General features: G+C 58.8%; 16 protein-coding genes. 15 read left to right on the top strand and 1 reads right to left on the bottom strand.

The genetic code is table 11. The features are described 5' to 3' along the window. Positions 1-122: 122 nt before the first annotated feature. Positions 123-548 (top strand): HIT family protein, encoded by a 426-nt coding sequence (locus AC193Q_RS13670; protein WP_121187812.1) that lies wholly within the window; start codon positions 123-125, stop codon positions 546-548. 3 nt (positions 549-551) lie between these two features. After that, the gene (locus AC193Q_RS13665) at positions 552-758 is read left to right on the top strand and encodes a SlyX family protein (protein WP_121186858.1); all 207 of its coding nucleotides are present in this window, start codon (positions 552-554) and stop codon (positions 756-758) included. A gap of 72 nt (positions 759-830) precedes the next feature. On the opposite strand, the gene AC193Q_RS13660 is transcribed toward AC193Q_RS13665, so the two are convergent. Continuing rightward, a complete protein-coding gene (locus AC193Q_RS13660; protein WP_121186855.1) occupies positions 831-1,433 on the bottom strand; it encodes a cold-shock protein in 603 nt (200 codons plus the stop codon). A gap of 310 nt (positions 1,434-1,743) precedes the next feature. Between AC193Q_RS13660 and AC193Q_RS13655 the strand changes: the two genes are divergently transcribed. From AC193Q_RS13655 to tolB, 13 genes are all read left to right on the top strand, one after another. Then, the gene (locus AC193Q_RS13655) at positions 1,744-2,214 is read left to right on the top strand and encodes a Dps family protein (protein ID WP_003227537.1); all 471 of its coding nucleotides are present in this window, start codon (positions 1,744-1,746) and stop codon (positions 2,212-2,214) included. A 183-nt stretch (positions 2,215-2,397) separates the two neighbouring features. Then, the gene (locus AC193Q_RS13650; RefSeq protein ID WP_047296052.1) at positions 2,398-2,748 is read left to right on the top strand and encodes a ribbon-helix-helix domain-containing protein; all 351 of its coding nucleotides are present in this window, start codon (positions 2,398-2,400) and stop codon (positions 2,746-2,748) included. Between the two features lie 118 nt (positions 2,749-2,866). Continuing rightward, the gene (locus tag AC193Q_RS13645) at positions 2,867-3,088 is read left to right on the top strand and encodes an FmdB family zinc ribbon protein (RefSeq protein WP_003227532.1); all 222 of its coding nucleotides are present in this window, start codon (positions 2,867-2,869) and stop codon (positions 3,086-3,088) included. A gap of 100 nt (positions 3,089-3,188) precedes the next feature. Further along, entirely contained in the window at positions 3,189-4,964 is a 1,776-nt protein-coding gene (gene aspS / locus AC193Q_RS13640; RefSeq protein WP_095668473.1) for an aspartate--tRNA ligase, read from the top strand. Between the two features lie 127 nt (positions 4,965-5,091). Further along, entirely contained in the window at positions 5,092-5,838 is a 747-nt protein-coding gene (locus AC193Q_RS13635; RefSeq protein WP_003227527.1) for a YebC/PmpR family DNA-binding transcriptional regulator, read from the top strand. Between the two features lie 155 nt (positions 5,839-5,993). After that, complete coding sequence (ruvC, locus tag AC193Q_RS13630) at positions 5,994-6,521, top strand: crossover junction endodeoxyribonuclease RuvC (RefSeq protein WP_007951206.1); 528 nt, start codon at positions 5,994-5,996, stop codon at positions 6,519-6,521. A gap of 114 nt (positions 6,522-6,635) precedes the next feature. Further along, complete coding sequence (gene ruvA, locus AC193Q_RS13625) at positions 6,636-7,244, top strand: Holliday junction branch migration protein RuvA (RefSeq protein ID WP_003227522.1); 609 nt, start codon at positions 6,636-6,638, stop codon at positions 7,242-7,244. Beyond that, a complete protein-coding gene (ruvB, locus tag AC193Q_RS13620; RefSeq protein WP_041068559.1) occupies positions 7,245-8,306 on the top strand; it encodes a Holliday junction branch migration DNA helicase RuvB in 1,062 nt (353 codons plus the stop codon). A 127-nt stretch (positions 8,307-8,433) separates the two neighbouring features. Continuing rightward, positions 8,434-8,901 carry a tol-pal system-associated acyl-CoA thioesterase gene (gene ybgC / locus AC193Q_RS13615; RefSeq protein WP_121186853.1) on the top strand — a complete coding sequence of 156 codons (468 nt, stop codon included), beginning with the start codon at positions 8,434-8,436 and terminating at the stop codon, positions 8,899-8,901. Beyond that, a complete protein-coding gene (gene tolQ, locus AC193Q_RS13610) occupies positions 8,891-9,586 on the top strand; it encodes a protein TolQ (RefSeq protein WP_007912733.1) in 696 nt (231 codons plus the stop codon). The genes ybgC and tolQ overlap by 11 nt, the downstream gene beginning before the upstream one ends. Before the next feature lie 23 nt (positions 9,587-9,609). Further along, the gene (gene tolR, locus AC193Q_RS13605; RefSeq protein ID WP_161794900.1) at positions 9,610-10,062 is read left to right on the top strand and encodes a protein TolR; all 453 of its coding nucleotides are present in this window, start codon (positions 9,610-9,612) and stop codon (positions 10,060-10,062) included. Further along, the gene (gene tolA / locus AC193Q_RS13600) at positions 10,062-11,138 is read left to right on the top strand and encodes a cell envelope integrity protein TolA (protein WP_041068568.1); all 1,077 of its coding nucleotides are present in this window, start codon (positions 10,062-10,064) and stop codon (positions 11,136-11,138) included. Before tolR ends, tolA begins: the two co-directional genes overlap by 1 nt. 17 nt (positions 11,139-11,155) lie before the next feature. Further along, positions 11,156-12,436, top strand: a complete 1,281-nt coding sequence (gene tolB / locus AC193Q_RS13595) for a Tol-Pal system beta propeller repeat protein TolB (protein ID WP_164747834.1) — start codon at positions 11,156-11,158, stop codon at positions 12,434-12,436. Positions 12,437-12,441: the final 5 nt, after the last annotated feature.

The raw sequence follows: 12,441 nt of genomic DNA, 5'->3' as shown, positions 1-12,441 counted from the left end.
CGGCACGGCGCTCGTGAAGCCTGATGGATTCGCAGGTATGCTGCCTGCCTGTCGCTTGGTGTGTCGCCTGTCTTTCACGGCCGCTAAGCTTGAATTATGTCGATCAGCCGGGAGTGCACGCAGTGTTTGCTTTAGATTCACGACTTCAACAGGACACCCTGACCATCGGTGACTTCCCGCTCTGCCGGCTGCTGCTGTCCAACGATGCCAATTACCCGTGGTTCATCCTGGTGCCACGTCGCGACGATATCAGCGAGTTGTTTCAGTTGGATGTCGCCGATCAGCAGCAGTTGTGGCAGGAGACTACGGCGCTGGCCGAGCTGCTGAAGGGTCTGTTCGACGCCGACAAGTTGAACGTTGCGACGCTGGGCAACGTTGTCAGCCAGTTGCACATGCATGTGATCGTGCGCAAGCGGGATGACGCGGCATGGCCGGCGCCGGTCTGGGGTAAACACCCGGCAAGACCCTACAGCGCCGAAGAGGTTGCGGGCATTCGTGAACGGCTGCGTCTGGTGCTGACCGAAGACTTCACGTTTCTGGAGGGTTGAACCATGAACCTTGAAGAACGCGTTACCGATCTGGAAAGCCGCCTGGTTTTTCAGGATGACACCATTCAGACATTGAACGATGAGCTGGTGGCGCAGCAGCGCGTGATCGAACGCCTGCAACTGCAGATGGCGGCTTTGATCAAGCGTCAGGAAGAGATGGTTGGGCAGTTCGACTCTTTCGAGGAAGAAGCGCCACCGCCGCATTACTGATGCCAACACATTTGTGCAGGCGTAAAAAAACCGCGAGCAGCGTGGCTGCTCGCGGTTTTTTGTTGCCTCGAATCAGCGACGCGGCAGGGCGGCGATCACGTCCTCGGCTTGCAGGCCTTTGTCCCGGTTCATCACCGAGAACTCCACGCGTTGGCCTTCAACCAGGACGCGGTGGCCTTCGCCACGGATTGCACGAAAGTGCACGAAAATATCATCGCCGGAATCCCGGGAGATGAAGCCGAAGCCTTTGGAGGTGTTGAACCACTTGACGGTACCGGTATCGCGGTTGCTCATGTCATAGGTAGTCGGTGCGGCGGCCGGTGAAGACTTGTAGAAGCTGATGGCCAGATGCAGGATCACGGCAACCAGGGCGATTACCAGACTGAACAACACGGCCGGTTGACCGGCGATGACAGGCATCGGTGCAATCAGGGTCAGGGTTTGCAGGACGACAGTCAGCACGAGAAGAGCGCTGACCAGATTTTGCAAATGTTGGCGCGGGCCTTTGTTCCAGTAAGGAATCACTGGAGCGATGACCAGGTTCAGCAGGCCGAAAAAGGCCAGGTAAAGTGCATCGGGTTGTTGCAGGTAAGGAACGGCTTCGGCTTTCAAGCTGGGTATGAACGACAGCAGCAAGGCCGCTGCGCCCATTAGCAGGTGGACGATTTTCAACATTTTGATTGGCTCACGTTATGACGGCTCACAAGGAAGAGCTGAAGGCGCACGGTTCGCTTCGGAAACAATAAAGAGGCGTTGGACACGTGCCCGGCATCAGCCTATGCGCGAGGCCCCGAAAAATGGGGCATGGCGACACACTGCCTATTTAACAGCAAAGCCTGCAGCGACTCAAATCACCCCGGCCAGCGGCACCTGCCCGGTCGATTTGTCGCACGGCGAGCGAAAATTGCCGGCTGCGAGGTCGCGGCTGCCTTGCTAGAGTGGGTCTGCACCTGTTGGATGAATTCAATCGCCTTAGGGGGTAAACATGGCAATCGATATCGGTATCAGTGAAGAAGACCGCAAGTCCATCGTCGAGGGGCTGTCGCGGTTGTTGTCGGACACCTATGTGCTGTATCTGAAAACCCATAACTTCCATTGGAACGTCACGGGTCCCATGTTCAGGACCCTGCATCTGATGTTCGAAGAACAATACAACGAGCTGGCGCTGGCGGTGGATCTGATCGCCGAGCGTATCCGGGCCCTGGGTTTTCCGGCGCCGGGTGCCTACGCGACTTACGCGCGACTCTCCTCCATTAAAGAGGAAGTCGGGGTGCCAAGCGCCGAGGACATGATCAAGCAGTTGGTCGAGGGCCAAGAGGCCGTGACTCGCACCGCTCGCGGGATCTTCCCGCTGCTGGACAAGGTCAGTGACGAGCCGACAGCCGACTTGCTGACCCAGCGCATGCAGGTGCATGAGAAGACCGCATGGATGCTGCGCGCGTTGCTTGAGACCTGACAAGCCTTTGCGCGGATGTCCGGGGGGATGTCCGCGTGCTGTTTCAAATCTTACTGAACATGTCGGCTTATCCTACGTTGCTGGGCAACTAGTCATCTGGCGCTGACTTTGCGTCTGCGTTTTTATGAAGGCACAGGATGTTGTCTTTATTACAAGCAGCGATGGCAAAGGAGTGTCAGCGATATGGTAGGTGGAGACAGGCGATGCGAGCATGTCGGTTCGCAACGGGAAATGAAGGTCGATCCGTTTGTCGGCGATTTTGATTTTGAGTTGATCCGGCCGCTGGCAAGGTCAGTGCGTTTGAACGGGTTTGCCACTTGCTTGAGGCTCGAGCAGGTTTACTGGAACATTCTTGGTGACATGGCCGGGCACAACGGCTGTTCGGTCAGCACGCTGCTGTCACATGTGGACCGTGAAGTGCACCTGCGCCACGGCGGGGTCAAAAACTTCAGCGGTCTGGTGCGGGTGGTGTGTGTGATGAATGGTCTGCGGGATACCCCGGCGGCCGTCATGCCCGGAACGACCAATACTTGAAATGACGTGGCGGGCTGTGCAGTCTTACGGCTGCACAGCCCGCATTTAATGGATATAATCCCGCTCTTTCGCCGCAAAGCCCTGCGCGCGGTGGCAATCTGATCGCCGAGACACCCCCATGCCGATGTACGATTACCAATGTGCTTCCTGTGGTCATCAGTTGGAAGCCATTCAAAAGATCAGCGAGGCACCGCTGGTCGACTGCCCTGCCTGTCAGGCGCCAGAGCTCAAAAAACAGCTGTCCATGCCGGGTTTCCGCCTCAGCGGCAGCGGTTGGTACGAGACCGATTTCAAGACCGGAGCCAAGAAGAATCTGGCCGGTGGCGACAAATCTGACTAGGGTTCAGGCCCAGGTCGAACGACACGCGTGAGATTCCGCAGTGCTTGAGTGCGACGGGATCTCCACCGAATTTCGAATTACGAGAAGCGAAACCACTACCATGATGCGCAGCCATTATTGCGGCCAACTGAACGAAAGCCTGGAAGGCCAGGAAATTACCCTTTGCGGATGGGTTCACCGTCGTCGCGACCACGGCGGGGTGATTTTCCTCGATATCCGTGATCGTGATGGTCTGGCGCAGGTGGTGTTCGATCCGGATCGCGCCGAAAGCTTCGCCGCCGCCGATCGCGTGCGCAGCGAGTACGTGGTGAAGATCACCGGCAAGGTACGTCTGCGTCCGGCCGGGGCAACCAACGCCAACATGGCGTCGGGCATGATCGAAGTGCTGGGCTACGAGCTGGAAGTGCTGAACGAAGCGGAAACCCCGCCGTTCCCGCTCAACGAATACTCCGACGTCGGCGAAGAAACCCGTCTGCGCTACCGCTTCCTCGATCTGCGTCGTCCGGAAATGGCCGAGAAGCTGCGTCTGCGTTCGCGTATGACCACCAGCATCCGTCGCTTCCTCGACGAGAACGGCTTCCTCGACGTGGAGACGCCGATCCTGACCCGCGCGACCCCGGAAGGTGCTCGCGACTACCTGGTGCCGAGCCGTACCCACGCCGGTTCCTTCTTCGCCTTGCCGCAATCGCCTCAGTTGTTCAAGCAACTGCTGATGGTTGCCGGTTTCGACCGTTACTACCAGATCGCCAAGTGCTTCCGCGACGAAGACCTGCGTGCCGACCGTCAGCCTGAGTTCACTCAGATCGACATCGAGACCAGCTTCCTCGACGAAAAAGACATCATGGGCCTGACCGAAGGCATGATCCGCAACCTGTTCAAGGAAGTGCTGGATCTGGAATTCGGCGAATTCCCGCACATGACCTTCGAAGAAGCCATGCGTCGTTACGGTTCCGACAAGCCGGACCTGCGTAACCCGCTGGAGCTGGTCGACGTTGCCGATCAGCTCAAGGAAGTCGAATTCAAGGTCTTCAGCGGCCCGGCCAACGATCCGAAATGCCGTATCGCTGCACTGCGTGTTCCAGGCGGGGCGAGCATGCCGCGCAAGCAGATCGACGACTACACCAAGTTCGTCGGCATCTACGGTGCCAAGGGCCTGGCGTACATCAAGGTCAACGAGCGCGCTGCCGGTGTTGACGGTCTGCAATCGCCGATCGTGAAAAACATCCCTGAAGCCAACCTGAACGTGATCCTTGATCGCGTTGGTGCAGTTGACGGCGACATCGTGTTCTTCGGCGCCGACAAGGCCAAGATCGTCAGCGAAGCCCTGGGCGCGCTGCGTATCAAGCTGGGCCACGACCTCGACCTGTTGACCTGCAAGTGGGCGCCAATGTGGGTCGTCGACTTCCCGATGTTCGAAGAAAACGACGACGGCAGCTTCTCGGCGCTGCACCACCCGTTCACCGCGCCTAAGTGCTCGCCTGAAGAGCTGGAAGCCAATCCGGCTGGCGCTCTGTCCCGTGCCTACGACATGGTACTGAACGGTACCGAGCTGGGTGGCGGTTCGATCCGTATCCACCGCAAGGAAATGCAGCAAGCGGTGTTCCGCCTGCTGGGCATCAACGAAGCGGAACAGGAAGAGAAGTTCGGCTTCCTCCTCGACGCGCTGAAGTACGGTGCGCCGCCGCACGGTGGTCTGGCCTTCGGTCTGGACCGTCTGGTAATGCTGATGACCGGCGCCCAGTCGATCCGTGAAGTGATCGCCTTCCCGAAAACCCAGAGTGCTGCGGACGTCATGACGCAAGCGCCGGGTGTGGTGGATGCCAAGGCACTGCGCGAGCTGCACATTCGTTTGCGCGAAACGCCAAAGGCTGAGTAAGACGGGCCTGAAGGCGCATCTTCGGATGCGCCTTTTTTCTTTGTATAGAGAGCAGGTCGAGATTTTTTGTTGGCTGGCCGCTGCGTGAGCAGGGCGGGCAACGTTTCAAGAGAATTCGGAGCGAGTTATGGCAGGTCATTCCAAGTGGGCGAACATCAAGCACCGCAAAGAACGTCAGGATGCCAAGAGAGGCAAGATCTTCACCAAGTGGATCCGTGAACTGACCGTTGCGGCCCGTCAGGGCGGCGGCGATCCGGGATCCAACCCGCGTCTGCGTCTGGCTCTGGACAAGGCCCTCGGCGCGAACATGAGCCGCGACATCATCGACCGCGCCGTGGCGCGTGGCGCCGGTGCGACCGAAGCGGACAACGTTGAAGAGCTGACCTATGAAGGTTACGGCCCGGGTGGCGTGGCGGTGATGGTCGAATGCATGACCGACAACCGCAACCGCACCGCTGCAGCGGTTCGCCATGCATTCAGCAAATGCGGCGGCAACCTCGGCACCGACGGGTCGGTCGCGTACCTGTTTGAGCGCAAGGGTCAGATCAGCTTCGCCCCGGGCGTCGATGAAGACGCCTTGACCGAAGCGGCGCTGGAAGCCGATGCCGACGACGTGGTCAGCCATGAAGACGGCTCGATCGACGTGTTTACCTCGTTCACCAGCTTTTACGCGGTGCGTAACGCGCTGGAAGCGGCCGGGTTCAAGGGCGACGACGCGGAAATCGTCATGCAGCCGACCACCAGCGCCGAACTGGATCTGGAAGGCGCGGAGAAGGTGCTCAAGCTGATCGACATGCTTGAGGATCTGGATGACGTGCAGAACGTCTATTCCAACGCGGACATTCCGGAAGACGTGGCGGCTCAGCTCGGTTAACGCAAAATAGAAAGGTCGCAGTTTTTGATGGCTCTACAATTCACGTAGGAGCTGCCGAAGGCTGCGATCTTTCTGCTTTTAAAAGACCAAAAGATCGCAGCCTTCGGCAGCTCCTGGATGTACCCTCAGCTTTCGCATCAATTTCTGCAGGCGTTATGACATTAATTCTGGGTATCGACCCCGGCTCGCGCATCACCGGTTACGGGATTGTTCGCGATACCGGACGTGGCGGCTGCATCTATGTGGCCTCGGGCTGCATCCGTACCGGCGCCGGCGAGCTGCATGAGCGGCTGCAGATCGTTTATCGCGGCGTGCGTGAAATCATTCAGACCTATGGCCCGGTGACCATGGGCATCGAAAAAGTGTTCATGGCGAAAAACGCCGATTCCGCCCTCAAACTCGGGCAGGCTCGCGGCGCCGCCATTGTGGCCGGCGCCGAGGAGAGCCTGGAGATTGCCGAGTACACCGCTACCCAGGTCAAGCAAGCCGTGGTCGGCACCGGCGCCGCCAATAAAGAACAGGTGCAGATGATGGTCATGCACATGCTCAAGCTGACCAGCAAGCCGCAGATCGATGCCTCGGATGCCCTGGCCATTGCGATTTGTCACGCGCATACCCGTTCCAGCCTGCTGCCGCATGGTTTGGGAACCGCACGCAGTCGTGGCGGGCGCCTGCGTCTCTGATAGCATCAGCAATCATTTTTGCGGAATGCGGATTTCGCGCCTGGGTCGTCGGCCCGATTCCCGCCTTCCATCTGTCGCCAGCCCACGGCTGGCCAACGCTCAAGGATCTGAAACGTGATTGGACGCTTGCGCGGCACCCTGGCTGAGAAACAGCCGCCGCACCTGATTCTGGATGTAAACGGCCTCGGGTATGAGCTGGAAGTGCCCATGACCACCCTTTATCGTCTGCCGTCGGTCGGTGAACCGCTGACGCTGCACACCCATTTGGTCGTACGCGAAGACGCGCAGTTACTCTATGGTTTCGCCGGCAAGCGTGAGCGAGACTTTTTTCGTGAGTTGATCCGTCTCAATGGTGTCGGGCCGAAACTGGCCCTGGCCCTGATGTCGAGTCTGGAAGTCGATGAGCTGATCCGCTGCGTGCAATCGCAGGATACCTCGGCGTTGACCAAGGTCCCGGGAGTCGGCAAGAAAACCGCTGAGCGCCTGCTCGTCGAACTCAAGGATCGCTTCAAGGCCTGGGAAACCTCGCCGGCCATGTTCGCTCTGGTGCCGAACCAGCCGGACGGCCCGGCGCCGGTCAACACTGCCGAGAACGATGCCGTCAGTGCGCTGATTTCCCTGGGCTACAAGCCGCAGGAAGCGAGCAAGGCGATTACCGCCATCAAGGACAAGAATTTGAGCAGTGAAGACCTGATCCGCCGCGCCCTGAAGGGAATGATTTAAGTGATTGAAGCTGATCGTCTGATCGCCGCCGCGCACAGTCCGCGCGAGCGCGAAGAAGTCCAGGATCGGGCCATCCGCCCGGTCAGTCTGGCCGACTATATTGGCCAGCCGACCGTGCGCGAGCAGATGGAACTGTTCATCCAGGCGGCGCGTGGCCGTAGTGAATCCCTCGACCACACGCTGATTTTCGGCCCGCCGGGGCTGGGCAAAACCACGCTGGCCAACATCATCGCCGAGGAAATGGGCGTGTCGATCAAGAGCACGTCTGGCCCGGTACTTGAGCGTCCGGGCGATCTGGCGGCTCTGCTGACCAATCTTGAACCACACGACGTGTTGTTCATCGATGAAATCCATCGTCTGTCGCCCATCGTTGAAGAAGTGCTGTACCCGGCGATGGAAGACTTCCAGCTCGACATCATGATCGGCGAAGGGCCGGCGGCACGCTCGATCAAGCTTGATCTGCCACCGTTCACTCTCGTGGGCGCCACAACCCGTGCCGGCATGCTGACCAATCCGTTGCGTGACCGCTTCGGTATCGTCCAGCGTCTTGAGTTCTACAGCACGGCGGATCTGGCGACGATTGTCAGTCGTTCGGCGTCTATTCTCGGACTGCCGCTGGATCCGGAAGGCTCTTTTGAAATTGCTCGTCGTGCCCGCGGTACGCCGCGGATCGCCAACCGTCTGCTGCGGCGGGTACGCGATTTTGCCGAAGTGCGGGCCAAGGGCCACATCACCAAGTCGGTGGCCGATCTGGCGTTGAACCTGCTGGACGTCGACGAACACGGTTTCGATCACCAGGACCGGCGCTTGCTGCTGACCATGATCGAGAAGTTCGATGGCGGTCCGGTGGGCATCGACAGTCTGGCGGCGGCGATCAGTGAAGAGCGCCACACCATCGAGGACGTGCTGGAGCCGTACCTGATTCAACAGGGCTACATCATGCGTACGCCACGGGGCAGGGTGGTGACACGGCATGCGTACCTGCATTTCGGTTTAAACATTCCGTCACGAATGGGCGAGATGCCCGTGGCAGACGAGTTTCTCGATGCCGTGGACGATTGATACACATTTTTTGGCGATTTATTCAGCGTTTGTACTGTCACAGGACGGTACTTTTGCGGTAAAGCCTTAAACACTGAAAAAACAGTTGCCTGGCCGGATTGGCAACCCGAGGAGTAAGCACTAGAGTATGCGCGCGCAAAACGGGCTTGGGCCGTTCGCACATCGTTGTCGCGTTTATTACGAGGACACCGATGCGGGCGGCATCGTGTATTACGTTAATTACCTCAAGTTTATGGAACGGGCTCGAACCGAGCGGCTCCGGACGCTGGGCTTTGCCCAGTCGGAACTGGCCGGAGAGGACCTGTTGTTTGTCGTGCATTCCAGCGAAGCGCGCTACCACGCGCCGGCGCGACTGGACGACGAACTGCTGGTAAGCGCTGATGTAATCGAATTGAACCGTGCCAGCCTGCGCTTCAAACAGCAGGTCAGGCGGGCCACGGATAATGTGCTGCTCTGTGAAGGGCAGTTTCTGGTGGCCTGCGTGCGCACCGACAGTTTGAAACCCCGGGCCATGCCCGAATCCTTGCGTACGGCCTTTGCCGACGCGGGCGGCACGGGTACACACTCAAAGCAGGAGATAAAGCGTGGAAGCTAACGTCGTCGACCATTCCTCCATGTGGAGCCTGGTCAGCAATGCCAGCATCGTGGTGCAGTTGGTAATGTTGACCCTGGTGGCCGCATCGGTGACCTCATGGATCATGATCTTTCAGCGCAGCAATCTGCTGCGCGCCGGTCGACGCGCCCTGGAGAGCTTTGAAGAGCGCTTCTGGTCGGGTATCGACCTGTCCAAGCTGTACCGTCAGGCCGGCAGCAACCCGGATCCGGATTCGGGTGTGGAGCAGATCTTCCGTGCCGGCTTCAAGGAATTCTCCCGTCTGCGTCAGCAGCCAGGCGTCGATCCGGAAGCGGTGATGGAAGGCGTGGCCCGTGCCATGCGTGTTGCCATCTCCCGCGAGGAAGAGAAGCTGGAGCAGAGCCTGCCGTTTCTCGCCACCGTGGGTTCGGTCAGCCCGTACATCGGTCTGTTCGGTACCGTGTGGGGCATCATGAACTCCTTCCGTGGTCTGGCCAGTGCCCAGCAGGCGACCCTGGCCACCGTGGCCCCGGGTATTGCCGAAGCCCTGATCGCCACCGCGATCGGCCTGTTCGCCGCGATCCCGGCCGTTATCGCTTACAACCGTTTCTCTGCCCGCAGCGAAACCTTGCTGAGCCGCTACTACACCTTCGCCGATGAATTCCAGGCGATCCTGCACCGCAAAGTGCACACCAGCGAAGAATAAGCAGGTATTTCCCGATGGCTTTAATCGCTCGAGCCCGAAACAAGCGCAAGCCGGTCGCCGAGATGAACGTGGTGCCATACATCGACGTGATGCTGGTGCTGCTGGTTATCTTCATGGTGACCGCGCCGATGCTCAATCAGGGCGTGAAAGTGGATCTGCCCAAGGTTTCCAGCGAAGCCTTGCCGCAGGACAACAACACTCAGGTGCTGACCATTTCGATCAAGGCTGACAAGACCTACTACTGGAACCTTGGCAGCGAAGTCGATACTGAAAAGCAGCAGGACAGGGCAATGACGTTGCCACAGATGACTGACGCAGTGACCAAGATCATCCGCGCCGGCACCGAAGGCGGCAAGCGTACCCAGGTCTTTATCCGTGGCGACAAGTCGGTCGACTACGGTGCCGTCATGGGTGCCATGGGCGGGTTGCAGAAAGCCGGGGTCGGTAATGTTGGTTTGATTACCGAGGCCCCCTGATGCAGCAACAGCGAGAGCCGTCCGCCTCGGAAAGCTACTTCTGGCCCAGTGTTCTGGCGATTGTCCTGCACGTGCTGGTGTTCGGCATGCTGTTCGTCAGTTTCGCCTTCACACCCGAGTTGCCGCCGGCCAAGCCGATTGTCCAGGCGACCCTGTACCAGCTGAAATCGAAAAGTCAGGCAACCACCCAGACCAATCAGAAGATTGCGGGTGAGGCGAAGAAATCCGCCGCGCGCCAGACCGAAGTCGAGCAGATGGAGCAGAAAAAGGTCGAGCAGGAAGCGGTGAAGGCTGCGGAACAAAAGAAAGAAGAAGCGGCTCAAAAGGCCGAGGAAGCCAAGAAGGCCGACGAGGCGAAGAAAGCGGACGAGGCGAAAAAGGCTGATGAAGCCAAGAAAGCCGACGATGCGAAAAAAGCCGAGGCCAAGAAGGCAGAAGAGAAACAATTGGCTGATATAGCCAAGAAGAAAGCCGAAGAAGAAGCCAAGAAGGCGGCTGAAGAAGAGGCCAAGAAAGCGGCCGCTGAAGAAGCCAAGAAGAAGATCGTCGAAGACGCGAAGAAGAAAGCCGCCGAAGACGCCAAGAAAAAAGCTGAAGCTGAAGAGGCGAAGAAGAAAGTCGCCGACGAAGCGAAGAAGAAAGCTGCTGCCGATGCTGCGAAGAAAAAATCGCAGGAAGCGGCACGTAAATCCGCCGAAGAGAAAAAGGCTCAGGCCCTGGCAGATTTGCTTTCCGATACGCCACAGCGTCAGCAGGCCTTGGCCGATGAGCAGGGTGATGAAGTCGCGGGCAGTTTCGATGACCTGATTCGTGCACGGGCAGCGGAAGGCTGGGCGCGTCCTCCTTCGGCACGCAAAGGCATGACGGTCGTGCTGCAAATCGGCATGTTGCCGGACGGTACGGTGACTTCGGTCAGCGTGGCCAAATCCAGTGGCGACGGTCCGTTCGATGCTTCGGCAGTCGCGGCAGTGAAGAATATTGGACGTTTGACGGAAATGCAGGGAATGAAGCCGAGCGATTTCGCTCCGTATCGTTCATTCAAGATGACATTCACACCTGAGGATCTAGCCTTGTGAGAAACCTTCTTCGAGGAATGCTGGTCGTGATCTGCTGCATGGCAGGGATCGCGATGGCTGATGAAAAGAACATTCTGGTCACCAGCGGCAGCGATCGGGCCACCCCGATTGCCGTCGTACCGTTCGGCATGCAGGGCGGTGCCGTGTTGCCGGACGACATGGCTGAAATCATTGGTAACGATTTGCGGAACTCGGGCTACTACTCGCCGATTCCAAAGCAAAACATGATCAGCCAGCCAAGCCAGCCGAGCGAAATCATCTTCCGTGACTGGAAGGCGGTGGGCGCTCAATACATGATGGTCGGCAGCATTGCGCCAGCGGGCGGTCGTCTGCAGGTGCAGTGGGCACTGTTCAACGTGGCCACCGAGCAGAAAGTGGCTGACGGCAGTGTTTCCGGTACCACCGAGCAACTGCGTGACATGGCGCACTTCATCTCGGACCAGTCGTTCGAAAAACTCACCGGTATCAAAGGTGCGTTTTCGACCCGTCTGCTGTACGTGACAGCCGAGCGTTTCTCCGAGAAGAACACTCGCTACACCCTGCAGCGTTCGGACTACGACGGTGCCCGTGCCGTGACTCTGCTGCAATCGCGCGAGCCGATCCTGTCGCCGCGTTTCGCACCGGATGGCAAGCGCATCGCCTACGTGTCGTTCGAGCAGAAGCGTCCGCGGATCTTCATGCAGAACATCGACACCGGTCGCCGTGAGCAGATCACCAATTTCGAAGGCCTGAACGGCGCGCCAGCCTGGTCGCCGGATGGCAATCGCCTGGCGTTCGTACTGTCGAAAGATGGCAACCCGGACATCTATGTGATGAACCTGGGTTCGCGTCAGATCACTCGTGTGACGGCAGGCCCTGGCATCAACACCGAACCGTACTGGGGCAAGGATGGTTCGACCATCTACTTCACCTCGGACCGTGGCGGCAAGCCGCAGATCTACAAAACCAGCGCCAGCGGCGGTGGTGCCGAGCGTGTAACCTTCATTGGCAACTACAACGCCAACCCGAAGCTTTCGGCTGATGAAAAGACGCTGGTGATGATCCATCGCCAGGACGGTTTCACCAATTTCAAGGTGGCGGCCCAGGATTTGCAGCGAGGCAGTGTAAAGATCCTCACTGATAGCACTCTGGACGAGTCACCCACTGTTGCGCCCAACGGCACCATGGTAATCTACGCCACCCGCCAGCAGGGCCGGGGAGTCTTGATGCTCGTGTCCATTAATGGACGCGTGAGGCTCCCGCTTCCTACCGCACAAGGCGAAGTCAGAGAACCGTCCTGGTCCCCTTACCTGAACTGACGCGG

The sequence above is a fragment of the Pseudomonas sp. F2 genome, assembly GCF_057174385.1.
Note: the sequence above shows the minus strand (reverse complement) of the source record. Positions and strands in the feature narration are given on the sequence as shown.